The organism is Stenotrophomonas sp. YJH_SMC_4, from assembly GCF_059371575.1.
In genome coordinates this window covers 1-22,186 of sequence record NZ_JCAFUR010000016.1, presented here as the reverse complement: position 1 = coordinate 22,186, position 22,186 = coordinate 1, and the positions used below count along the sequence as shown (strand labels likewise).

Genomic DNA, 22,186 nt, shown 5'->3' with positions numbered 1-22,186 from the left:
TGATACGGCCCGGCGGGCGCAGCGTCAGCGTCGCTTGCCGAAGCGGGCGCGCAGCCCCGGCAGGCTGGCGCTGAAGATCACCAGCAGGGCCAGGGCGATTTCGATCAGCGCCAGCCAGCGTGTTTCCGGGTGGCTCCAGGCGCTCATCACGCCGTGGCTGAACCAGCCCAGCGCCAGCACCGAGGCCCAGAACCCGGCCTTGCGCCAGCCCAGCCGCAGCGCAAAGGCCAGCGCCAGCGGCGGCGCGGTGAACACCAGCTGGGTGGCCAGCCAGTGCTTGTCATTGATGAACCAGCCTGCGAACAGCGCGGCCAGCCCCATCAGGGCCAGCAGCAGGACCGTGCGCGGCGGGCGGCTCATCGGGCCAACCGCTGCGCGATGTCGGCCACCCGGCGGCCCAGCGCGCGGGCCAGCACGGCCTCGTCGTCGGTCGGCTGCGGATCGTCGGCGGCACCGGCCACGTGGCTGGCGCCATAGGGCGTGCCGCCGCTGGTGGTGTGGCTCAACGCCGGTTCGGTGAACGGGATGCCGACGATCACGCAGCCGTGGTGCAGCAGCGGCACCTGCATCGACAGCAGGGTCGATTCCTGGCCGCCGTGCATCGAGGCGGTGGAGGTGAACACGCCGGCCGGCTTGCCGGACAGGGTGCCATTGACCCATTCGGCGCCCAGTCCATCCAGGAAGTGCTTGACCGGCGCGGCCATGTTGCCGAAGCGGGTGGGGCTGCCGAGCAGCAGGCCCTGGCATTCCACCAGGTCCTGCACGCTCACGTAGGGGGCGCCGTCGTCGGGTACCGGCGGCTGCGCGGTCTGGGTCACGGCGGCCACTGGCGGCACCGTGCGCAGGCGCGCGCTCATGCCCGGCACTTCGCCGATGCCCCGCGCGATCTGGCGCGCCAGCCGTGCCACCGAACCGCCCCGGCTGTAGTACAGCACCAGAATCTCGCCCATCGTGCCCGCTTCTCCTCGTCGTGTGGTCGCCAGTATGGCTATCCTGCCAGCATTCCGCATCGGGTACCCTTCCACCGATGGAACCTTTGGATACGCTCAACCTGTGGATGGAGCGCGCGCGGGATCGTGCACGGGCCATCAGTTTCGGCCGCTTCCTGTGGCATCGCTTCCTCGACGACCGCCTGTTCCAGGCAGCGGCGGCGCTGGCCTACACCACGGTGTTCGCGTTGGTACCGCTGGCGATCGTGGTGTTCGGCGTGCTCTCGGCCTTCCCCGTCTTCGACCGCTGGAGCGACCAGCTCAGCGATTACGTCTTCTCCAACTTCGTGCCCAATGCCGCGCGCGCGGCCGAGGGCTACCTGCGGCAGTTCTCGGCCAGTGCCGGCCAGCTCACCGCCGCCGGCTTCATCGCGCTGGTGGTGTCGCTGCTGATCACGCTCAACAGTGTTGAAGAAACCTTCAACCAGATCTGGCGGGTCGGCTCGACCCGGCCCAAGCTGACCCGCTTCCTGGTCTACTGGACTGTACTGACGCTGGGCGCGATGCTCGCGGCGGCTTCGCTGGCGGTGTCGGCGCGGGTGTTCGCGATGCCGCTGTTCGGCACCCAGGAGGGCCGCTGGCTGGCCGAACTGGCACTGCGGCTGGCGCCGATCCTGATCGAGTTCGTCTGCATCACGCTGATGTTCCGGGTGGTGCCGCACCACACGGTGAAGTGGCGGCATGCAGTGCCTGGCGCCATTCTGGCCGCGGTGATCCTGGAGCTGGTGAAGTGGGGTATCGGCGCCTACCTGGGCAGCTTCCAGTCCTACCAGAAGCTGTATGGCACGGTGGCCTTCGTGCCGATCCTGCTGCTGTGGATCTACCTGTGCTGGGTGGCGGTGCTGCTGGGCGCGTCGTTGTCTTCGTCGATGGCGGCCTTCCGCTACCAGCCGGTGGAACTGCGCCTGCCGCAGGGCTACGAGTTCTATGGCCTGCTGCGCCTGCTCGGCCGCTTCCACCACGCCCGTGCCAAGGGCAAGGGCCTGGCCGACGATGAAATCCTGCGGCTGGAGCCGATGCTGACCGATTCGCTGCTGCAGGACCTGGCCTGCAACCTGCAGGAGATCGGCCTGCTGCGCCGCGATGAACGTGGCGAATGGCTGCTCTCGCGCGACCTGGACCAGGTCAGCCTTGCCGATCTTTACGAATGTACCCAGTTGCGCATTCCGGTAGCCGAGCAGCATCTGCCGTATCGCGACGACAGCCTGGGCCGTGCCGCATTGGCGGCGCTGGATGATCTGCGACTGCCCCTGCGTGAACGCCTGAAGCGCAAGGTCAGCGATATCTATACCGACTCTGGAGACATGCCATGACCCGCAAGACCCCGTCGCTGCTCCCGCTGGCCCTGCTGCTGGCACTGTCGGCCTGCAAGCCGGCCCAGGAGCCGACGCCGGCCAGCAGCCAACCGCCGGCGCAGGCACCGACGCCGACCGCACCGGCGCCGGTCGAGGAAACCCCGGCCGAGCGCACCACCGCCGAGTTCCCGACGCTGAAGATGAAGGCGGTGGATGGCAGCGACTACGACCTGGCCGCGCACCGCGGCAAGTGGGTGGTGGTGAACTTCTGGGCGACCTGGTGTGCCCCGTGCCGCAAGGAGATGCCCGAGCTGTCGGCGCTGCATGCGATGCGCAGCAACATCGAAGTGGTCGGCCTGGCCTACGAGGACATCGAAGTGCCGGAAATGCAGTCGTTCCTGACCAAGCATCCGGTGACCTATCCGATCGTGATCGTGGACCCGTTCGATCCGCCGGCCGATTTCGCCACTCCGCGCGGCCTGCCGCTGACGCACCTGCTGGATCCACAGGGCAAGCTGGCGCACACCTTCCTCGGCCCGGTGACGGCCGCCGACATCGAAAAGCAGATCGCTGCTGCCAAGTAATGGGGGTGGGCGGCAGGGCCTGCGGCCCTGCACCCGCGGTAGTGCCGGCCGCTGGCCGGCAACCCCAGCAACAGCAAAAGCAACAGCAACAGCAACAGCAACAGCGGGCTATCCGTGGGATGGCGGGGCGGTGTCGGAGTGCGGGGACGCTGCAAGTACGTCCCTGTAAGCTTGGCAGCCGCATCCATGCGACTGACACCCCGCACTCCGACACCGCCCCACCTCTGACAGATTCCTCATGTCTGGTAGATCCACGCCATGCGTGGATGATTCTCCAGACAAATCGAATATTTCGAATTGAATTCGAAGAGCATCCACACATGGTGTGGATCAACGACAGATCGCGGAAATCTGTCGAAGGCGGGGTGGGTCCGGGTGCGGGGGCGTGAGCCGCATGGATGCGGCGACCGAGCTTACATGGACGTACTTGCAGCGCCCCCCGCACCCGGACTCGCCCCGCCATCCCTCAGGAAGCCCGCCGTTGCTGTTGCTGTTGCCGTTGCTCTGGCTTCGGCAGGTGCAGGGCCGCAGGCCCTGCCGACCCACCCTAATCCTCGACCGGGAAGTCCTCGATCGGCTTCAGCACATCGTAGTGCTCGCGATGCAGCTTGCCCTTCAGCTTCGGCAGCTCCGGCAACGGCGCATCCACGCGCGTGTCCGGCAACCGGTCCAGCAGGTTGCGCACCAGCGTCAGCCGGCCCAGCCGCTGGTCGTTGAAATCCACCAACGTCCACGGTGCCGCCTCGCGATGGGTCGCGCGCAGCATCGCCTCGCGCGCCTCGGTGTAGGCGCTGTACTTGCTGCGGGATTTCAGGTCCACCGGAGAGAGCTTCCAGCCCTTCAGCGGATCGAGATGGCGCTCGGCGAAGCGCTTCTCCTGCTGCTCCTGGTCCACGCACAGCCAGTACTTGAACAGCAGGATGCCGTCGTCCACCAGCAGCTGTTCGAACACCGGCGCCTGGCGCAGGAACTGCTGGTACTCGGTCTCGCTGCAGTAGCCCATCACCCGTTCGACGCCTGCGCGGTTGTACCAGCTGCGGTCCATCAGCACGATCTCGCCGGCGGCGGGCAAGTGCGAGGCGTAGCGCTGGAAGTACCACTGCGTGGCTTCGCGGTCGGTGGGCTTGGGCAGCGCCACCACCCGGCACTGGCGCGGGTTGAGGTGCTGGCTGATGGCCTGGATCGCGCCGCCTTTACCTGCGGTATCACGGCCTTCGAACAGCACCAGCAGGCGCTGTCCGCTGTGCTGCACCCAGCGCGCCATGGCGGTCAGTTCCAGCTGCAGCGGCAGCAGCAGTTCGTCGTAGTCCTTGCGCTTGAGCTTGGCCATCGTCACACCACGCGGGGAGGAAGCCCGAGCGTAGCGCAGGGGCTGCCCAGGCGATGTCGACGCCGGGTAGAGTCGACGGTCAGTCGACTATCGCGCGCAGCGCGGGGGTTTTCGGCTTCCTGCCGAGGGCAGTCGACCAGCAGTCGACTCTACCCAGTCGACGTCATCCAATCGACGTTGCCCAGTCGACATTACCCAGCCGGCATTACCCCGTCGGTTCGGTTGTTCCCAGCCAGCCGTGTTCGCGCGCCAGCTGCTGCACCAACGCCGACAGATCGCGGGCAAACCCGCCCATGTCGAACAGCCCGCTGCGCTCGCGCGCCTGTGCCAGTTCAGCGCGCAACGCCGCCAGTGCTGCAGGGTCGTTGCCCAGCGCGCTGGCGGTGGTGATGAACGCCGCATCGTCGGCGACATTCATCCGTGCCATTCCCAGATGGTGGTTGAGGCTGCCGGCCACGCGCGCGGCGAAGGTGTCGCCGGGGCAGGTCAGCACCGGGCAGCCGGCCCATAGTGCGTCGGACGCGGTGGTGTGCGCGTTGTACGGATGCGTGTCGAGGAACAGGTCGGCCAGCTGATAGCGCGCCAGGTACTGCGGATGCGGCAGCTTGGCCATGAACACCAGGCGTGCCGGGTCCAGGCCGGCCGCCTGCGCGGCAGTGCGCAGGCGGGCGTCGGCCTGGCCCGGTCCGGACAACAGCCACAGTACGCTGCCGGGCACTGCCTGCAGCACTGCGAAGGCACGGCCCATGCTGCGCGGGTTGAGCTTGTAGCTGTTGTTGAAACAGCAGAACACCACGCCCTGCGCGGGCAGTCCGCAGTCCGCACGGGTCGGCGCAGGCTCCAGCACGCGCGTATTGTCTGACGGCTGGAAGGCTCGTGGCAGGCGCAGCACGCGTTCGCTGTAGCACGGCTCCAGTGTCGGCGGCAGGGCGAAGGCATCGCCGACCACCGCGTCCATCCACGGCGCCCCCGACGTGCCCGGATAGGCCAGCCAGTTCAATTGCAGCGGGGCAGGGCGCATCGCCAACACTTCCGGCGTGCCGCCACCGCCCCAGCCGCGCAGGTCGAACAGCAGGTCGATGCCCTGTGCGCGGATGCGTGCGGCGGTATCGGTGTGTCGCAGGCCAGTCACATCATGCAGCTGCGCCGCTGCCTGCAGGCGCTGGCGAATGCGGCTGCCGTCGTCGCGGTTCAGCGCGAACAGATGCAGTTGCAGTGCGGGGTCGCGACGCAGCTGCTCGAACAGCGCCACGGTCAGCAATCCGGTCGGATGTGCGCCGAACCCATTGGAGAGGAAGCCGACGCGCAGCGGGCCGTGCGGGCGCACCGTTGCCGGAGGCAATGGCCGCACCGAGGCAGCCACGGCCAGCGCACGAGTGTGCGCGCAGGCCAACTGTTCGGCAGCGCTGGCGTCCTCGCTGAGGAAGGCGAACGGCTCGACCACGCCCTGGCCGCTGGCAACGGCGGCGCGCACCTGTGCCGCCAGCGTGTCCAGGTCCTGCCAATCGCACAGGCGACGCTGCCAGGCCAGGCGCTGTGCGGCGATGTACGGCTCGGCCGGCATCAGCCCATGCGCGCGTCGATAGGCCGCCGACGCGCCTTCGGCATCATCGGCATCTTCCAGTGCATGGCCCAGCCACAGCGCAATGCCGGGATGCTGCGGTGCCAATGCCGAGGCCTGGCCGAGCAGCTTGGCCGCATCGCCATGTGCACCGGCCATCCACGCCACGCGGCCCAGCCGTGCCAGCGCTTCGGGGTGATTCGGGCGCAGCTGCAGCGCACGTCGTGCGGCCTGTTCGCCGGCAGCGATGTCGCCGGCTTCCAGTTCCACGTCGGCCAGCATCACCCAGGCGACGAAGTCGTCGGGCTGGCGGGCGATCGCTTGCTGCAGTTGCTGTCGCTGCTGCCAGGCCGACATCGTGCTCAGCCCGCCGACAGCTGGGCCAGGGCGTCGACCTGGTGTTCGTGGCTGAGCCGCTGCAGCAGCGGATCGAGGTCACCGGCCAGGATGTTGGGCAGGTCGTACAGGGTCAGGCCCTCCACGCGGTGGTCGGTGATGCGCCCCTGCGGGAAGTTGTAGGTGCGGATGCGCTGGCTGCGATCACCACTGCCGACCTGCAGGCGCCTCGACTCGGCCTGCGCCGCGTCCTGGCGTTGGCGCTCGGCGTCGAGCAGCTGCGCTTTCAGGCGCTTCATCGCCTTGTCGCGGTTGGCGTGCTGGCTGCGTTCGGTCTGGCATTCCACCACCACGCCGGTCGGTACGTGGGTGATGCGGATCGCCGACTCGGTCTTGTTGACGTGCTGGCCACCGGCGCCGGAGGAGCGGAACGTATCCACCTTCAGGTCGGCCGGGTTGATGACGATGTCATCGACTTCGTCGGCCTCCGGGATGATCGCCACGGTGGCCGCCGAGGTATGGATGCGGCCCTGCGATTCGGTGGCCGGCACGCGCTGCACACGGTGCGTGCCCGATTCGAACTTCAGGCGCGAGAACGCACCACGGCCGACCACCCGTGCCACCACTTCCTTGTAGCCACCGTGCTCGCCGGGATTGTCCGATTCGATCTCGACCTTCCAGCCCTGGCGCTCGGCATAGCGGGCGTACATGCGGAACAGGTCGCCGGCAAAGATCGCCGCTTCATCGCCGCCGGTACCCGCGCGCACTTCCAGGAACAGGTTGCCTTCGTCGCGCGGGTCGCGCGGTACCAGCAGCAGCGCCAGCTCCTGCTCCAGTTCCAGCAGGCGCGCCTGCGCGGCGGCGATTTCCTCGTCGGCCAGCTCGCGCAGGTCGGGGTCGGCGCGCATGCCTTCCGCGGCGGCCAGATCAGCCTTGGCACGGGATTCATCGGCCAGGGCGATGGCGATCGGTTCAAGTTGGGCGAATTCGCGCGAAAGGTCGCGGAAACGGGTGTTGTCGGCGACCACGTCGGGTTCGGCGAGCAGGCGTTCCAGTTCTTCGCGGCGCTCGGCCAGCGCTTCCAGCTTACGGCGCAGGGTCGGCGTCATCGGGTCTCACGGGTGGGTGGCGGTAACCCGGCGTTGCCGGGAACAGGCGCTCGGCGGCGCGGGTCAGGTCGGCATCGCCGCTCAGTGCGGCAGCGCGCAGGGCAGCGGTAGGAGGATGCAGCAATCGATTGGTCAGGCCGTGGGCCAGCAGTTCCAGCACTTCGTCGGCCGGCTTGCCGTTGGCCAGCTGCTGGCGCGCGCGTTCCAGCAGTTCAGTGCGGGTGGCCTCGCCGAACGCACGCAGCTGTCGTAGCGGCGCCTGGTGGGCGCTGGCCTGCTGGGTCTCGATAAAACGCGATACCTGAAGGTCGATGATCGCCTCGGCCTCGGCGGCCGCCTCGCGGCGTCCGCGGCGGTTGTCTTCCACCGCGCGCTCCAGGTCGTCGACGGTGTAGAGGAAGGCGTCGTTGAGCGTGCCGACCTCCGCCTCGATGTCACGCGGCACGGCCAGGTCGAACAGCAGCATCGGCTTGTGCCGGCGCGCGCGCAGGGCCTTGGCCACCATCTCGCGGTGGATCACCGGTTCGCGCGCAGCGGTGGCCGAGAACACCACGTCGGCCTCGCCCAGGTGGCGGTCCAGTTCGGTCAGCGGCAGGGCTACGCCACCATGGCGGCTGGCAAGTTCCTGCGCGTGGGCGAGGGTGCGGTTGGCGATCAGCAGCCGGCGTACCTTGCCTTCGCTCAGGTGCCGTGCAGCCAGTTCGATGGTCTCGCCGGCACCGACCAGCAGCACGGTGGAATCGTCCAGCCGCGCGAACGCGTTCTGCGCCAGGCGCACCGCCGCCGACGCCACCGATACCGGGTTGGCGCCGACCTGGGTATCGGTGCGCGCACGCTTGGCCACCGAGAAGGTCTGCTGGAACAGGCGGTCCAGGCGCTGGCCGAGCAGGCCGTGGTCACGCGCGGTCGACCATGCGTCCTTCACCTGGCCGAGGATCTGCGGTTCGCCCAGCACCATCGAGTCCAGGCCGGTGGCGACCCGGAACAGGTGGCGTACGGCTTCTGCATCGGCATGCTGGTACAGGTAGCCCTGCAGGTCGCCGGCCTGGGCCTGCAGCCACTGGTCCAGTGCCTGTGCCGAGTCGGCCACGGCATACAGCTCGGTGCGGTTGCAGGTGGACAGCAGCACCGCCTCGGCGATCTGCGGAGTGTCGCGCAGCGAACCGAGCGCGCGCGGCAACGCCTCACCGGCGAAGGCCGCGCGCTCGCGCAGCTCCACCGGTGCGGTCTGGTGATTCAGTCCGAGCACCCACAGGGTCATTGTTCAGTTGCTTGCGATAAGCTGCTGGCCATTGGACGACATTTTAAGGCCCCGATGCCGACGATGCCCGCATTGATTCGCATCCCCAGTGTTCTGCTGCTGTCCCTGGCCTGCAGCCAGGCCCTGGCGGCGGTGCCGGCCAAGGCCCCCGTACGGGCCCCGGCCACTGAGGAACTGGCGCTGGAACCGGTGATGGCCGGTGAGTTCGCGCTGCAGGCTGGCAAGCTGGCCGAGGCGGCCCGCTGGTACCTGCAGGCCGCCCAGCAGACCGACGGCGACGCCGGCCTGGCCGAGCGCGCGACCCGCATTTCCATGCTCGCCAACGATGACGCCAGCGCCGCCAAGGGCCTGGCCCTTTGGCAGCAGCGCGCGCCCAGCTCGTTGACCATGCGCAGTGCTGCTGCCGCGCTGGCCATGCGCCAGGGTGATGTGAAGGCAGCGCGTGGCGATCTGCAGGCCTTGCTGGCCGACCCGGATGAACGTGGCTGGAAGTTCGCCCTGGCCGCCCTGATCGGCGGCGGCCGCGACCCGGCAGTACCGGCGCAGGTGCTGGGCGAGCTGGTCGACGCCAACGCCATTCCGCCGAAGATCGAGGCGTGGCAGGAGTTCGGACGCCTTGCCCTGCGCATGGACAAGCCCGAGCTGGCGCGGCGCATGATCGATGAAGTGGTCAAGCGCTTCCCCGAAGAACCGCGTGTGGCGCTGCTGCGCGCCAGCCAGCTGCAGCAGGCCGGGGAGACCGGCAAGGCGCTGTCGCTGCTGCACGATGTGGAGCCGAAGACCCGACAGGACCCGGAACTGCGCAATGCAGTGGCCATCGCCTACGACAGCCTCGGCCAGCCGTCCGCCGCCGAGCGCGTGCTGGCGTTCGGCCCGCAGGACGTGCAGACCTGGGGCATGCGCGCCTCGCTGCTGGCCAAGCAGGGCGACAAGGCGGCGCTGTCCAACCTCTACAACGAACTGTCGCGGCAGGCGGCCAAGCCGGACCCGGCGCAGCGCCTGCTGCTGGGCAAGATCGCCGAATACCTGAAGCGTTATCCCGAGGCGGTGCAGTGGTACCACAGCGTGCCCGGTGGCGATGAACTGAGCGAGGCGCGCCTGCGCGCGGCCAACGCCCAGGCTCTGGCCGGGCGCCTGCCGCAGGCATTGGATGAAGTGCACGCGATCCAGTCCGATGCGGTGGTCGACGACGATGTGCGCCGCGATGCCTACCTGCTGGAAGCCGAACTGCGCCAGCGCGCTGACGACAGTGCCGGGGAGCTGGATGCGCTGGCCCGCGGCCTGGCCGCCTACCCGGATGACAACGGCCTGCTGTACGCCCGTGCGCTCACCTGGGAACGCCGCGACGACATCCCGCGCGCCGAGGCCGACCTGCGCAAGATCCTGGTGACCGACCCGGAGAACGTGCCGGCATTGAACGCGCTGGGTTACACCCTGGCCGATCGCACCGGTCGCCTGCAGGAAGCGCTGGAGCTGATCGACCGCGCCCGCGTGGCCGAACCGGACAACGCTGCCATCGTCGACAGCTATGGCTGGGTGCTGTACCGCCTGGGCCGCAAGGAAGAAGCACTGGTGCAGCTGCGCCGTGCCTGGACCCTGGCCAAGGACCCTGAGATCGCCGCCCATGTCGGCGAAGTGTTGTGGGTGCTGGGCAAGCATGACGAGGCCCGCCATTTCTTCGACGAAGCGGCCAAGCTCGACCCTGAAAACCGCGCGCTGCTGCGCGCCCGCGAGAAATTCAATCCATGAGTGTTTCCCTGATCCGGCCGCTGCTGTTGGCAACTGCGGCCCTGGCGCTGACCGCCTGTACCAGCGTGGGCACGCAGAAGACCCCGGCGCCGGCGGTGGTCGAGGTTGTTTCGGCCGAGGCGGCGCAGGCCGAGGCGGCGCGCGTGGCCGCGCTGCAGGCACAGCCAGACTGGGCTTTCCAGGGCCGGGTCGCAGTCAGCAAGGGCAAGGATGGCGGCAGCGGACGCATCGACTGGAAGCAGGAAGGACGCCGCTATGTGGTCGAGCTGAGCGCGCCGGTGACCCGGCAGAGCTGGAAGCTGACCGGCGATACCCATTCCGAAGCAGGTCGGCTGGAAGGATTGGCCGGCGGGCCGCGCGACGGCGAAGACGCCCAGCAACTGCTGCTGGAGGCGACCGGCTGGGACATCCCGGTCAACCAGCTGCCGGCGTGGATCCGTGGCCTGGTGGCCGGTGATGCTGCCGGTCCGGAGAAGGTCGAGCGTGATGGTGAAGGCCGGCCGCGTCGCATGCAGCAGATGGGCTGGCAGGTGCAGTACCTGGACTGGTACCCGGCCGAGGCCGGGCGCCCGGCGCTGCCGCGCCGGATCGAGGCCAGCAATGGCGACGCCAAGGTGCGCCTGCTGGTCGACCAATGGGGGCAGGGCACCCCATGAGTGCCGGGCGCGATGACACGGGCTGGTCCTGGTGGCCGGCCCCGGCCAAGCTGAACCTGTTCCTGCACATCACCGGCCGCCGTGCCGATGGTTACCACGAGCTGCAGACCGTGTTCCGCCTGCTGGACTGGGGCGACCGCATCGGTCTGCGCCTGCGCGAAGACGGCCAGGTGCGCCGGCAGGGCGAGGGGCTGGCTGGCGTGGCCGAGGCGGATGACCTGGCGGTCCGCGCCGCGCGGCTTCTGAAAGATGCGGCCAATATCGTGCAAGGCGCGGACATCATCGTCGAAAAACACGTTCCTGCAGGTGGTGGCTTTGGCGGCGGTTCGTCCGACGCGGCCACCGTACTGGTGGTGCTGAACCGGCTCTGGCGTGCCGGTCTGGACGAGGACGCGCTTGCTGCGCTGGGCCTGCGCCTGGGCGCTGACGTGCCGGTGTTCGTGCGCGGGCGCAATGCCTGGGCCGAAGGGGTGGGTGAGCGCCTACAGCCGATCGTGCTGGAGCCGGCCTGGTATGTGGTGGTTGAACCGGGTGTTCATGTTCCCACCCCGGCTCTGTTCGCAGACCCGGATTTGACGCGCGGCAGCCCAGTGGCGAAAATAGAGGACTTCGCTTCCGGGACCCTGGTCGGGAACGCGTTCGAACCGGTGCTGCGCCGCCGTGAGCCTGCCGTCGAGGCAGCGTTCGCCGCGTTGAGCGACATCGGCACGGCGCGGCTGACCGGTTCGGGAAGTGGTTGTTTCGTCGAGTTCGCATCGCAGTCTGCCGCAGAGCAGGGACGGTCGAAGTTGCCGAAGGAGTTGCGGGCAAGGGTGGCAGCGGGCGTTGCGCGTTCGCCACTGCTGGATGCACTCGAGCAACACTGATTTATCAATGCAGGGGCGTCGCCAAGAGGCCCAAGGCACCAGGTTTTGATCCTGGCATTCGTAGGTTCGAATCCTACCGCCCCTGCCAATAGCGGCTGTGTCCGCGCCTTCCAGCGCATCGCCCGCGCGGGACGTGGAAACAACCGCGGTGTTGTCAGCAGCAAGGGTCCATCGGGGTCCTTGCCGACTCCGGATCCCCGCCACTCGTCCCCGCCCGAGACAATCATGATGCAAGAGTCCCCGAACCTGCTGGTCTTTTCCGGCAACGCCAACAAACGTCTGGCGCAGAACATCTGCAAGGAACTGGGGGTTCGCCCGGGCAAGGCGCTGGTCTCGCACTTCTCCGATGGTGAAGTGCAGGTGGAGATCGAAGAGAACGTCCGCAAGCAGGACGTGTTCGTGATCCAGCCGACCTGCGCGCCGAGCGCGGAAAACCTGATGGAACTGCTGGTGCTGATCGACGCGCTCAAGCGCGCATCGGTGGCCAGCGTGACCGCCGTGGTGCCGTACTTCGGCTACTCGCGCCAGGATCGCCGCATGCGTTCCTCGCGCGTGCCGATCACCGCCAAGCTGGCGGCGAAGATGTTCAGCACCGCTGGCGCTGATCGCGTGCTGACCGTTGACCTGCACGCCGACCAGATCCAGGGCTTCTTCGATATTCCGGTGGACAACGTGTACGCGTCCCCGCTGCTGCTGGCCGACATCTGGCGCGCCTACGGCACCGAGAACCTGATTGTTGTCTCGCCGGACGTGGGCGGCGTGGTCCGCGCCCGTGCGGTGGCCAAGCGCCTGGATGATGCCGACCTGGCGATCATCGACAAGCGCCGCCCGCGCGCCAACGTCTCCACCGTGATGAACATCATCGGTGACGTCGAAGGCAAGACCTGCGTGATGGTCGATGACATCGTCGATACCGCCGGCACCCTGTGCGCCGCTGCCGCTGCCCTGAAGGCGCGCGGTGCGCTCAAGGTTGCCGCCTACTGCACCCACGCGGTGCTGTCGGGCCCGGCGGTGGACAACATCACCAATTCCCAGCTCGACGAGCTGGTGGTGACCGACACCATCCCGCTGAAGGACGCGGCGCGGGTGTGCAGCAAGATCCGCCAGCTGAGCGTGGCGGAAATGCTGGCCGAAACGATGCGCCGCATCGCCTTCGGCGAGTCGGTCAGCTCGCTGTACGTCGACTGAGTTTTTCGCCCCTGCCGGCAACGGCGGGGGCATACCCGGATGCTTCTGGTCGCGGAAGCATCTTCAACCGCCACGCCGCAGGGCGCGGCAACAACCTGAGTAGTCGAAAATGTCGAAGACCCATGAAATCAAGGTCACCAAGCGTGAACTGCAGCGTAAGGGTGCGAGCCGCCGCCTGCGTCACGCCGGTGTGATCCCGGCCATCGTGTACGGCGGCAACGCCGAGCCGGTCGCCATCAGCCTGGACCACAACGAAATCTGGCTGGCCCAGCAGAACGAGTGGTTCTATGCCTCGATCCTGGACCTGAACCTGGATGGCCAGGTGCAGAAGGTCCTGCTGCGTGACATGCAGCGCCACCCGTACAAGCAGCTGATCATGCACCTGGACTTCCAGCGCGTGAACGAGAACGAAGCCCTGACCGCTTCGGTCCCGCTGCACTTCGTCAACGAAGACACCTCGCCGGCCGGCAAGGCTGCCGACGTCGTGGTCACCCACGAACTGAAGGAAGTGACCATCACCTGCCTGCCGAAGGACCTGCCGGAGTCGATCGAAGTCGACCTGGGCGAGCTGAAGGCCGGTGACGTGGTGTACCTGTCCGACATCAAGCTGCCGAAGGGCGTGGAAATCCCGGCTCTGGCGCTGGGCAAGGACCACGACGACGCCATCGTCACCGCCAAGGCCGGCAAGGCCGACGAGGCTGACGAAGAAGCGGCTGCCGCCGAGTAATACCGTTACGGTGCCTGCCTCCGGGCAGGCACCGTACTGGAAGGAACCATGGCAGGACTGCGACTGATCGTCGGTCTGGGCAATCCCGGATCGGAACACGCCCGGACCCGGCACAATGCCGGGTTTCATTTCGTTGAGGCCCTGGCGGAGAAAGCCGGTGCGCGATGGAATGTGGACAGCAAGCTGTTCGGTGAGACCGCCAAGGTCGAGATCGCCGGGCAGACGGTGTGGCTGCTCAAGCCCGCCACCTTCATGAACCTCAGCGGCAAGTCGGTCACCGCCGCACAGCGGTTCTGGAAGATCGAACCGGAAGAGACCCTGCTGGCCCATGACGAACTGGACCTGGCGCCCGGCGTGGCGCGGCTGAAGTTCGACGGTGGCCACGGCGGCCAGAACGGCCTGCGCGACACCATCCGCCTGCTCGGCCACGGCAAGTTCCATCGCCTGCGCGTGGGCATCGGCCATCCCGGCCACAAGGACCGCGTAGTGGGTTGGGTGCTGGGGCGCCCGTCCAAGGAGGACGACGTGCTGATCGCACGCGCCATCGACGATGCGATCGACGTGATGCCGCTGGCGGTACAGGGCGATTTCAGCGAAGCGATGAAGCGGCTGCACACCCCGAAATAAGCTGTAGGTACCGACCGTTGGTCGGTGTGGAACCATCCAATCCGCTAGGTACCGGCCGTTGGTCGGTACGGAACCAACCAATCCGGTAGGTACCGACCGTTGGTCGGTACGGAACCAACCAATCCGGTAGGTACCGACCGTTGGTCGGTACGGAGAATGATTGGAAAAGCAGCGCCCAGGCCGCTGTTTCCCCAATCACTTTCACCCCAGAGAGCTGTCACCCATGGGTATCAAATGCGGCATCGTCGGCCTGCCCAACGTCGGCAAGTCGACCCTGTTCAATGCGCTGACCAAGGCGGGTATCGCCGCGGCGAACTTCCCGTTCTGCACCATCGAGCCGAACGTCGGCATCGTGCCGGTGCCGGACCCGCGCCTGAACGAGCTGGCGGGCATCATCAACCCGCAGAAGGTCATCCCGACCGCGGTTGAGTTCGTCGACATCGCCGGCCTGGTGGCCGGTGCCGCCAGCGGTGAAGGCTTGGGCAACAAGTTCCTGGCGCACATCCGCGAAGTCGACGCGATCACCCACGTGGTGCGCTGCTTCGAGCACGGCGACATCGTGCACGTGGCCGGCAAGGTCGATCCGATCTCTGACATCGAAACCATCGACACCGAGCTGGCGCTGGCCGACCTGGACAGTGTCGAGAAGGCGCTGAACCGTGCCGAGCGTGCGGCCAAGGGCGGCGACAAGGACGCAGCGGCGCGCAAGCCGGTGCTGGCCAAGCTGCAGGCTGCGCTGTCGGACGGCAAGGCCGGTCGTTCGGTGGGCCTGGACGAGGAAGAGAAGGCGCTGGTGCGCGACCTGTTCCTGCTGACCCTGAAGCCGGTGATGTACATCGCCAACGTGCTGGAAGACGGCTTCGAGAACAACCCGCACCTGGAAGCCGTGCGTGCGCATGCTGCCGCCGAAGGCGCGCAGGTGGTGCCGGTGTCGGCCGCGATCGAAGAAGAGCTGTCCCAGCTCGACGATGAAGACCGCGATACCTTCCTGGCCGACCTGGGCCTGAGCGAGCCGGGCCTGAACCGCGTGATCAACGCGGCCTACAGCCTGCTTGGCCTGCAGACCTACTTCACCGCTGGCGTGAAGGAAGTCCGCGCGTGGACCGTACGCAAGGGCGCCACCGCCCCGCAGGCTGCCGCCGTCATCCACACCGACTTCGAGAAGGGCTTCATCCGCGCAGAAACCATCGCGTATGACGACTTCATCAAGTACAAGGGCGAAGCCGGCGCCAAGGAAGCCGGTCGCCTGCGCCTGGAAGGCAAGGAATACCGCGTGCAGGAAGGCGACATCCTGCACTTCCGCTTCAACGTCTGATCCAGCGGCATCGGATCGACCCCGGACGCCCCGCCCTGTGCGGGGCGTTCGCGTTTCCGGCATCGGTTGCACGCGTGGACAAAAATTGATCATGCCCTGAAGCGCCTGCGGCACACGGCTCGCAAGCACTTGTCCACACCAAACCCCCACCACTTTCCACGCGCGGTGTGGAAAACCCTGCGTATCGCTGCAGAGCCGAGCTCATGCTCGGCTGATGCCAGCAGGAGCCGAGCGTGGGCTCGGCTCTGCAGGGATTGCCCGCGCAGTGTGGATAAATTTTCGCCATGCTTCGAAACGCTTGCGTGGCAACACTCCCACCTACTTGTCCACACCTAGTTCCCATCGCTTTCCACGGCGCATGTGGAAAACCCGGATTCTGTCTGGACAAAAAATTGCCACCCTTCGAAACCATTGCAATGCGTGGCTCGCAGGGACTTGTCCACACCAAACCCCCATCGCTTTCCACGTGCGGTGTGGAAAACCCAAGGCGGGTGCGCGGCAACGAATGCCCACCAAGGTGGGCATCTACCGGGTGCAGTGTGCATGAACAACAAGGCCCGCCAGTGGCGGGCCTTGTTGTCCACGATCTGCAATACGGTGTGCCTTACAGCGCGCTGCCACCGAACTTGTGGGTGTACTGCAGGTTGATGGTGCGGCCGACGCTGTCGAACCAGGACACGTCGTAGTACGGATACGCGGTGTAGGTGGCATCCTTCGGCGGCATCTTGTTGAACACGTTGACCACCGACAGCGACAGGCGCGAATGGTCGTCGAAGCGATACTGCACCGAGGCGTTGTAGCGGTAGGTCGCCTTCACGTAGGGGCTGTCACCGCTTTCCCAGTCGAACGACTGGTCGTAGTTGTCCGAGGTCGGCAGCTTGCCCAGGCGCGAACCGTAGACCGTGGCCGACCACGCGTCCTTCTCCCAGGTCACGCTCAGGCTGGTCTTGGTGCGCGGGATGTCGAATCCGCTGTTGACCGCGAACTGGTCCAGGGTCGGATCGCCGGGGTAGCGCTGGAAATCGTGCTTCTTCACCCAGGTGTGGGTGCCATTGAGGATGAAGTCGCCGATACCGGTCTGCAGGCGGTAGCGCAGGCCGACGTCGATGCCGGAGGTCGACTCGCGGGCGACGTTGATCGGCGCCACGCGCACGCCGTACAGGCGGCCGTCGCTGGTACGGGTGATGCGGTCGAGCGCGTCCACGCAGGTCGGCGAACTGATGTCGGCACTGCCGAGCCGGCAGTTGGCTTCGTTGGCCAGGAGGGTGCGCACATCCATGTCCTGCACCTGCTTGCGAATGTCGATGTCGAACCAGTCCACCGACAGGTCCAGGCCGATCGCCGGCGACCAGACGAAGCCTGCGCTCCACGAGGTGCTGGTTTCCGGGTCGAGCTGGCGGTTGCCGGTGCGGCTGCGGATCAGGTTGCGCTCGTAGTCGGAACAGTCGCTGGCGCCATCGGCGCGGCAGCTGTACAGGTCTTCGGCGGTGGTCTCGTCGTTGCCCGGTCCGGCGAACACGTAGTGCAGGTCCGGCGCGCGGAACGCGGTGCCATACGAACCGCGTACCAGCAGCGTGTCGATCGGGCGCCATTCCAGACCGCCGCTCCAGGTCGCCTTGCCGATGGTGTGGCCGGAATAGCGGTACTGGTCGTAGCGGCCGGCCACGCTCAGGTTGACCGTCTCGTGCAGCGGCATGCGCAGCTCGGCGGCGGTCGCCCAGCGGTTGCGCGAGCCCTGGCCGTCCGAATCCTTCCAGCTGTAGTAGTAGTACTGGGTGGCCAGCGGATCGGGATTCAGTGCATAGGCCTGCTGGCCCACTTCCACGGTCGCGGCGAACCCGGCATCACCGCCCGGCAGGCCGAACAGCGCGGAATTGGTCAGCGTGAATGCAGCCGTCTCGGTGCGCGACTTCGGCGAATAGGTAGTGCGTGCGGCAATCGAATCGTACTCGGCGCGGGTCAGCGGCCGGTACAGCCGCGACGGGTCCGCGTTGTAGATCGGGAAACCGTCGTCGTCCACGCCCAGCTGCGGGCCCAGGAACAGGTCATTCGCCTTGGAGGCGATGATCTGCGCCCAGCTGATCCGCGACTGGTACTGCGAATGGCTCAGCGCCGCTTCGTAGTCCCAGTTGCCGGCCAGATTGCCCTTGAAGCCGGTGGTCACGCTGAAGGTCTTCTGCGTGCTGCGTACCGTCGCATTGCGCAGGCCCCCCATTTCCTCGGGTGAGAACTGGCGCTGCCAGAACTCGATCTCGCCGGTGGCCTGGTTGTTGAAGTAGCCCGACTCATCGCCATTGGCGTCCATGCGGCCCCACTTGGTGACGTCGCGCATCAGCGACATCGTGTGGTAGCCCAGCTGCACATCGGCGAACCATTGCTGGCCGTTGTCGAAGTCGTAGCTCAGCGAGGCGTAGCCATTGGCGCCGCGGCGCTTGCTGAGGATGGTGCCGTAGCCGATCGAGCTGTCGCTGCCGCAGTAGTAACCGTAGCGCGGGCGGTAGGCGCGGTAGGTGCTGCCCTGGTTCTGCCCGGCCAGCGCTTCGCAGGTGGCCGCGCCCGGATCCAGGTAGTCGTCGTTGTAGTCCGTACGCAGGTAAGCGCGGCGGGCGATGCGCGAGCCCTCGCTGGGGCCGTCCTGGGTCGAATCCTGGATGTCGCGCTCATAGGCCCACAGCGGGGTCTGCGACTGCAGCTCGACGCTGTACACGGCGTTGAAGTTGCCGCGGCTGAAGCCGCTGGCCAGGCTCATGTCGAACGACTCGCCACCGCCTTCGCTGGTGGTGCCCATGCGCATGTCGATCGTGGTGCCGTCGGCCTTCTTCTTCAGGATGAAGTTGACCACGCCGGCGATCGCGTCCGAGCCGTAGATGGCCGAGGCGCTGCCGGTCAGCACTTCGATGCGCTCGATCATCCCCAGCGGGATGTTGGAGACATCGGTGAAGTTGCTGCGGCCCTTGAACGGCATCGGGAAGTCGGCGATGCGGCGGCCATTGACCAGCACCAGCGTGTGGTTCGGGCCCAGGCCGCGCAGGTCCACCTGCTGGGCGCCCGGCGAGAAGTCGGCGCCGCTGGAAGACTGCTGGCTCTGGGTCTCACCGCCGTTCTGGGTCATTGCACGCAGCACGTCCGGCACGCTGGTGAAGCCGCTGGAGCGGATCTGTTCGGCGTTGATCACCGTGATCGGGGCGGGGCCTTCCACCTGGGCGCGCGGAATGCGCGAACCGGTGACCTGCACCGCATCCAGTTGTTGAACCGAGGAGGAAGTCGGTGCCTGGGCCGCCGCGGAAGCAGCCACGCCCATCAACGCCAGCTGGATCGACCATGCCATCGCCTTTCTACGCATGAGGAATTCTCGGAAATGAAGCCGGCCCGCAGAGGAGGGGCCCTGTCCCCCATTCAGATTTCCGGAACGGGCGCGCGCATTTAACGCCTTTTTCATGTCCTTGACTACTGGGTCCCTATCTGGCAAAGAGTGGAAACGCTTGCAAGTCGATTTTGTTCAGGGAGATCAAGATGCGACGCCTCCATCGGACCCTGCATGCCCCCTTCGCCTGGCTGGCGCTGCTGGTCTTGGCCGTGCCGTTGGTCGCCCTTGCGCAGGACCTGCAGGGCCCGGGCTTCGCCTACTACGAAGCCGGCGATCTCGACGCGCCCCGGCCCGGTCCGCGCGCACCGGCCATGATGCTGATGGGCGGTGGCGAATGGGTGCCGGAGGCCTTCCACTGGTGGCTGAAGCAGGCTGGCAATGGCCGTGTGCTGATCCTGCGCGCTTCTGGCAGTGATGAGCTGCAGGACCGCCTGTACCGCGAGATCGGCGGTACCACCGCAGTGCAGACGCTGGTGTTCGACAGCCGCCGCGGCGCCGACGATCCGGCCGTGCTGCGCGTGGTTGCCGCAGCTGATGCCATCTTCATTGCCGGTGGTGACCAGTCGCGCTACATCCGCTTCTGGAAGGGCACTGCGCTCAACCGCGCGCTGAACGCCCACGTGCGCGCTGGCAAGCCGATTGCCGGTACCAGTGCGGGGCTCGCCATCCTCGGTGGCTATGCCTACGGCGCGATGGACGGCGGCAGCATCACCTCTGCCGGCGCCCTGGCGGACCCGATGGGCAGCGCGGTGACCATGGACAGCGGCTTCCTGCAGATGCCCTACCTGCAGCGCGTGGTCACCGACACCCACTTCGACAAGCGCGACCGGCTCGGTCGCCTGATCGTGTTCGTGGCGCGTGCCGCACAGGACAGTGGCGACCCCGACATCGTCGGCATCGGCGTCGACGAGGACACCGCCCTGTGCGTGGAGCCTGATGGCCAGGCGCAGGTCTACAGTGCTGACGGCGAGGGCAAGGTCTGGGTGGTCAACCCTGGCCGCGATGCCGACCGCCTGGTCGAGGGCGAGCCGCTGCGCTTCCGCGCGGTGCCGGTAACGGTGGTCGCCAGCGGCAGCCGCATGCGCCTGGATGACGTCCAGGCCGAGGCCGACTATCAGGCCGTGGCCGACGTCAGCGACGGTGAGCTTGAGTTCACGCTTCGGTAGTGCCGGCCGCTCGCCGGCAACCCACCTTCCCTGATACGCCCCCCGCCGGCCAGCGGCCGGCACTACCCTGCAATCCATTCCCCGCTACTGCTGGAGACGTATCCGATGAAACTGCGCCTGGCGCTGTCTGCGCTGCTGTCCCTGCCCATGCTTGCCCAGGCCGCACCGGCCGCTTCACCGCTGCTGGTCATCCACGGCGGCGCCGGCGTCGAGCGCAAGGACCTGTCGCCGGCCGAGGAAAAGGCCGCACGTGACGCGCTGCGGGCGGCACTGCTGAAGGGCCATGCGGAACTGGCGGCGGGGCGCCCCGCGCTGGCCGCAGTCACCGCCGCGATCACCGTGCTGGAGGACGATCCCACCTTCAACGCCGGCAAGGGCGCGGTGTTCACCCACGACGGCCACAACGAGCTGGATGCGGCGGTCATGGATGGCGCGAACCAGGCGGCGGGCGCGGTGGCGGGCGTGCAGCGGGTGCGCAACCCGATCCTGCTGGCGCAGACCGTGATGCAGAAATCCCGCCACGTGATGATGGTCGGGCAGGGCGCCGAAGCCTTCGCGGCCGAGCAGGGCATTCCTCTGGTCGATCCCTCCTACTTCCGTACAGAGAAGCGCTGGCAGCAGCTGCAGCGCGCGCTGAAGGAAGAGGCCAGCGGCCAGGCGCATGCTGACCTGGAGACTGCAAAGCACTTCGGTACCGTTGGTGCGGTCGCATTGGACGCGCAGGGGCATCTGGCCGCCGGCACCTCCACCGGGGGCATGACCAACAAGCGTTACGGCCGGGTCGGTGACTCGCCGATCATCGGTGCCGGCACCTGGGCCGACGCACGCTGCGCGGTGTCCGGCACCGGGTGGGGCGAGTACTACATCCGCACTGCGGCCGCGCACGAGATCTGCGCGCGCATGCGCTACCAGGGGCAGAGCCCGGAGCAGGCCGGCAAGGGCGTGATCAACGAGACGATTCCGCAGATGGGCGGCGACGGCGGTGCGATCGTGCTCGGCGCAGACGGAAAAATGGCCACGCCGTTCAACACCCAGGGCATGTATCGGGGCTGGATCGGCGGCGACGGCGTCCCTCATGTCGCAATTTTCGCCAACGAGACCCTGCCGGTCCCAGGGCAATAACCTTGCGTATCAATGGGTTTGCGACAGCGTGTGAAAAAAATGGAAAAAAGCGTTGACAGCCCCCCGTCCCATCAGCAGAATAAGCGGCTCACCACCACACACCGCAACGCTTCGGCGGCAACGGAATGGGGTGGTAAGGAGGGATACCCAAGCGGCCAACGGGGGCAGACTGTAAATCTGCTGGCTTACGCCTTCGGTGGTTCGAATCCACCTCCCTCCACCAGTTTCACGTTGTGACATTCCCGGCGCGGGAGTAGTTCAATGGTAGAACCTCAGCCTTCCAAGCTGATGGTGCGGGTTCGATTCCCGTCTCCCGCTCCATTGAATGAACTTTGAATATTATCGAGTTCATGTCATAATGCAAAACTCGGCTCACGTAGCTCAGTCGGTAGAGCACTTCCTTGGTAAGGAAGAGGTCGAAGGTTCGATTCCTTTCGTGAGCACCATCTTAAGCATCACCTCTCAGACGAATTCGAGATAAGCAGCCATGGCCAAGGGTAAGTTCGAGCGCACCAAGCCGCACGTCAACGTCGGCACCATCGGTCACGTCGACCACGGCAAGACCACGCTGACCGCCGCACTGACCAAGATCGGTGCCGAGCGCTTCGGTGGCGAGTTCAAGGACTACTCCTCGATCGACGCCGCTCCGGAAGAAAAGGCGCGTGGTATCACGATCTCGACCGCGCACGTCGAATACGAATCCCCGGTCCGTCACTACGCCCACGTCGATTGCCCGGGCCATGCTGACTACGTCAAGAACATGATCACCGGTGCCGCCCAGATGGATGGCGCGATCTTGGTGTGCTCGGCCGCTGACGGCCCGATGCCGCAGACCCGCGAGCACATCCTGCTGTCGCGTCAGGTCGGCGTGCCGTACATCGTCGTGTTCCTGAACAAGGCCGACATGGTGGACGACGCCGAGCTGCTCGAGCTGGTCG

Annotated in this window: 19 protein-coding genes and 4 tRNA genes; 16 read left to right on the top strand and 7 right to left on the bottom strand. The window is 66.9% G+C overall.

Annotated elements, in window-relative coordinates; all coding sequences use genetic code 11:
• Positions 1–24 precede the first annotated feature (24 nt).
• Positions 25–360 carry a DUF2069 domain-containing protein gene (locus AC5P9F_RS16985; RefSeq protein WP_005408180.1) on the bottom strand — a complete coding sequence of 112 codons (336 nt, stop codon included), beginning with the start codon at positions 358–360 and terminating at the stop codon, positions 25–27.
• Positions 357–950, bottom strand: coding sequence for an NAD(P)H:quinone oxidoreductase (wrbA, locus tag AC5P9F_RS16980; RefSeq protein ID WP_005408181.1), 594 nt, complete (start codon positions 948–950; stop codon positions 357–359). The genes AC5P9F_RS16985 and wrbA overlap by 4 nt, the downstream gene beginning before the upstream one ends.
• A gap of 77 nt (positions 951–1,027) precedes the next feature.
• On the opposite strand from wrbA, the gene AC5P9F_RS16975 reads away from it, so the two are divergent.
• Both AC5P9F_RS16975 and AC5P9F_RS16970 read left to right on the top strand, forming a co-directional pair.
• Positions 1,028–2,302: a YihY family inner membrane protein gene (locus AC5P9F_RS16975; protein ID WP_005408182.1), complete on the top strand. Its 1,275-nt coding sequence runs from the start codon at positions 1,028–1,030 to the stop codon at positions 2,300–2,302.
• On the top strand, positions 2,299–2,868 hold the full coding sequence (locus AC5P9F_RS16970; RefSeq protein WP_133050788.1) for a TlpA family protein disulfide reductase: 570 nt from the start codon (positions 2,299–2,301) through the stop codon (positions 2,866–2,868). Before AC5P9F_RS16975 ends, AC5P9F_RS16970 begins: the two co-directional genes overlap by 4 nt.
• A 547-nt stretch (positions 2,869–3,415) precedes the next feature.
• On the opposite strand, the gene ppk2 is transcribed toward AC5P9F_RS16970, so the two are convergent.
• The 4 genes from ppk2 to hemA all read right to left on the bottom strand — a co-directional run bounded on the left by ppk2 (position 3,416) and on the right by hemA (position 8,465).
• The gene (gene ppk2 / locus AC5P9F_RS16965; protein ID WP_005408184.1) at positions 3,416–4,198 is read right to left on the bottom strand and encodes a polyphosphate kinase 2; all 783 of its coding nucleotides are present in this window, start codon (positions 4,196–4,198) and stop codon (positions 3,416–3,418) included.
• 205 nt (positions 4,199–4,403) lie between these two features.
• On the bottom strand, positions 4,404–6,116 hold the full coding sequence (locus AC5P9F_RS16960; RefSeq protein ID WP_088431884.1) for an O-linked N-acetylglucosamine transferase, SPINDLY family protein: 1,713 nt from the start codon (positions 6,114–6,116) through the stop codon (positions 4,404–4,406).
• Positions 6,117–6,121: 5 nt separating this feature from the next.
• Positions 6,122–7,204, bottom strand: coding sequence for a peptide chain release factor 1 (prfA, locus tag AC5P9F_RS16955; RefSeq protein ID WP_005412330.1), 1,083 nt, complete (start codon positions 7,202–7,204; stop codon positions 6,122–6,124).
• On the bottom strand, positions 7,182–8,465 hold the full coding sequence (gene hemA, locus AC5P9F_RS16950; protein WP_005408187.1) for a glutamyl-tRNA reductase: 1,284 nt from the start codon (positions 8,463–8,465) through the stop codon (positions 7,182–7,184). Before hemA ends, prfA begins: the two co-directional genes overlap by 23 nt.
• 63 nt (positions 8,466–8,528) lie before the next feature.
• Here hemA and AC5P9F_RS16945 point away from each other — a divergent pair, with 63 nt between their 5' ends.
• The 8 genes from AC5P9F_RS16945 to ychF all read left to right on the top strand — a co-directional run bounded on the left by AC5P9F_RS16945 (position 8,529) and on the right by ychF (position 15,593).
• Positions 8,529–10,214, top strand: a complete 1,686-nt coding sequence (locus tag AC5P9F_RS16945) for a tetratricopeptide repeat protein (RefSeq protein WP_172961843.1) — start codon at positions 8,529–8,531, stop codon at positions 10,212–10,214.
• Complete coding sequence (lolB, locus tag AC5P9F_RS16940) at positions 10,211–10,870, top strand: lipoprotein insertase outer membrane protein LolB (protein WP_005412332.1); 660 nt, start codon at positions 10,211–10,213, stop codon at positions 10,868–10,870. The genes AC5P9F_RS16945 and lolB overlap by 4 nt, the downstream gene beginning before the upstream one ends.
• Positions 10,867–11,736, top strand: coding sequence for a 4-(cytidine 5'-diphospho)-2-C-methyl-D-erythritol kinase (gene ispE / locus AC5P9F_RS16935; protein WP_005408190.1), 870 nt, complete (start codon positions 10,867–10,869; stop codon positions 11,734–11,736). The genes lolB and ispE overlap by 4 nt, the downstream gene beginning before the upstream one ends.
• Positions 11,737–11,747: 11 nt before the next feature.
• Positions 11,748–11,824: transfer RNA gene (locus AC5P9F_RS16930), tRNA-Gln, on the top strand.
• Positions 11,825–11,964: 140 nt separating this feature from the next.
• On the top strand, positions 11,965–12,924 hold the full coding sequence (locus tag AC5P9F_RS16925) for a ribose-phosphate diphosphokinase (RefSeq protein ID WP_005415400.1): 960 nt from the start codon (positions 11,965–11,967) through the stop codon (positions 12,922–12,924).
• Between the two features lie 109 nt (positions 12,925–13,033).
• Positions 13,034–13,651 (top strand): 50S ribosomal protein L25/general stress protein Ctc, encoded by a 618-nt coding sequence (locus tag AC5P9F_RS16920; protein WP_005408191.1) that lies wholly within the window; start codon positions 13,034–13,036, stop codon positions 13,649–13,651.
• 48 nt (positions 13,652–13,699) lie between these two features.
• Positions 13,700–14,278: an aminoacyl-tRNA hydrolase gene (gene pth, locus AC5P9F_RS16915; RefSeq protein ID WP_005408192.1), complete on the top strand. Its 579-nt coding sequence runs from the start codon at positions 13,700–13,702 to the stop codon at positions 14,276–14,278.
• 223 nt (positions 14,279–14,501) lie between these two features.
• Positions 14,502–15,593, top strand: a complete 1,092-nt coding sequence (gene ychF, locus AC5P9F_RS16910) for a redox-regulated ATPase YchF (RefSeq protein WP_005408193.1) — start codon at positions 14,502–14,504, stop codon at positions 15,591–15,593.
• 604 nt (positions 15,594–16,197) lie between these two features.
• On the opposite strand, the gene AC5P9F_RS16905 is transcribed toward ychF, so the two are convergent.
• Complete coding sequence (locus tag AC5P9F_RS16905; RefSeq protein WP_164225691.1) at positions 16,198–18,936, bottom strand: TonB-dependent receptor plug domain-containing protein; 2,739 nt, start codon at positions 18,934–18,936, stop codon at positions 16,198–16,200.
• Positions 18,937–19,106: 170 nt separating this feature from the next.
• Between AC5P9F_RS16905 and AC5P9F_RS16900 the strand changes: the two genes are divergently transcribed.
• The 6 genes from AC5P9F_RS16900 to AC5P9F_RS16875 all read left to right on the top strand — a co-directional run.
• On the top strand, positions 19,107–20,126 hold the full coding sequence (locus AC5P9F_RS16900; RefSeq protein WP_164225692.1) for a cyanophycinase: 1,020 nt from the start codon (positions 19,107–19,109) through the stop codon (positions 20,124–20,126).
• 105 nt (positions 20,127–20,231) lie between these two features.
• Positions 20,232–21,248, top strand: a complete 1,017-nt coding sequence (locus tag AC5P9F_RS16895) for an isoaspartyl peptidase/L-asparaginase family protein (RefSeq protein WP_024957319.1) — start codon at positions 20,232–20,234, stop codon at positions 21,246–21,248.
• 137 nt (positions 21,249–21,385) lie between these two features.
• Positions 21,386–21,471 (top strand) — tRNA-Tyr (locus AC5P9F_RS16890).
• Positions 21,472–21,495: 24 nt separating this feature from the next.
• Positions 21,496–21,569: transfer RNA gene (locus AC5P9F_RS16885), tRNA-Gly, on the top strand.
• Between the two features lie 49 nt (positions 21,570–21,618).
• Positions 21,619–21,694, top strand: a tRNA-Thr gene (locus AC5P9F_RS16880).
• 41 nt (positions 21,695–21,735) lie between these two features.
• A partial coding sequence (locus AC5P9F_RS16875; protein ID WP_143578653.1) for a GTP-binding protein occupies positions 21,736–22,186 on the top strand: 451 nt, incomplete at its 3' end.

Excerpts from the sequence above, each read along its gene's own strand:
- AC5P9F_RS16985 (WP_005408180.1), bottom strand. The coding sequence starts at position 360 with ATGAGCCGCCCGCCGCGCACGGTCCTGCTGCTGGCCCTGATGGGGCTG.
- wrbA (WP_005408181.1), bottom strand. The coding sequence starts at position 950 with ATGGGCGAGATTCTGGTGCTGTACTACAGCCGGGGCGGTTCGGTGGCA.
- AC5P9F_RS16975 (WP_005408182.1), top strand. The coding sequence starts at position 1,028 with ATGGAACCTTTGGATACGCTCAACCTGTGGATGGAGCGCGCGCGGGAT.
- AC5P9F_RS16970 (WP_133050788.1), top strand. The coding sequence starts at position 2,299 with ATGACCCGCAAGACCCCGTCGCTGCTCCCGCTGGCCCTGCTGCTGGCA.
- ppk2 (WP_005408184.1), bottom strand. The coding sequence starts at position 4,198 with ATGGCCAAGCTCAAGCGCAAGGACTACGACGAACTGCTGCTGCCGCTG.
- AC5P9F_RS16960 (WP_088431884.1), bottom strand. The coding sequence starts at position 6,116 with ATGTCGGCCTGGCAGCAGCGACAGCAACTGCAGCAAGCGATCGCCCGC.
- prfA (WP_005412330.1), bottom strand. The coding sequence starts at position 7,204 with ATGACGCCGACCCTGCGCCGTAAGCTGGAAGCGCTGGCCGAGCGCCGC.
- hemA (WP_005408187.1), bottom strand. The coding sequence starts at position 8,465 with ATGACCCTGTGGGTGCTCGGACTGAATCACCAGACCGCACCGGTGGAG.
- AC5P9F_RS16945 (WP_172961843.1), top strand. The coding sequence starts at position 8,529 with ATGCCCGCATTGATTCGCATCCCCAGTGTTCTGCTGCTGTCCCTGGCC.
- lolB (WP_005412332.1), top strand. The coding sequence starts at position 10,211 with ATGAGTGTTTCCCTGATCCGGCCGCTGCTGTTGGCAACTGCGGCCCTG.
- ispE (WP_005408190.1), top strand. The coding sequence starts at position 10,867 with ATGAGTGCCGGGCGCGATGACACGGGCTGGTCCTGGTGGCCGGCCCCG.
- AC5P9F_RS16925 (WP_005415400.1), top strand. The coding sequence starts at position 11,965 with ATGCAAGAGTCCCCGAACCTGCTGGTCTTTTCCGGCAACGCCAACAAA.
- AC5P9F_RS16920 (WP_005408191.1), top strand. The coding sequence starts at position 13,034 with ATGTCGAAGACCCATGAAATCAAGGTCACCAAGCGTGAACTGCAGCGT.
- pth (WP_005408192.1), top strand. The coding sequence starts at position 13,700 with ATGGCAGGACTGCGACTGATCGTCGGTCTGGGCAATCCCGGATCGGAA.
- ychF (WP_005408193.1), top strand. The coding sequence starts at position 14,502 with ATGGGTATCAAATGCGGCATCGTCGGCCTGCCCAACGTCGGCAAGTCG.
- AC5P9F_RS16905 (WP_164225691.1), bottom strand. The coding sequence starts at position 18,936 with ATGCGTAGAAAGGCGATGGCATGGTCGATCCAGCTGGCGTTGATGGGC.
- AC5P9F_RS16900 (WP_164225692.1), top strand. The coding sequence starts at position 19,107 with ATGCGACGCCTCCATCGGACCCTGCATGCCCCCTTCGCCTGGCTGGCG.
- AC5P9F_RS16895 (WP_024957319.1), top strand. The coding sequence starts at position 20,232 with ATGAAACTGCGCCTGGCGCTGTCTGCGCTGCTGTCCCTGCCCATGCTT.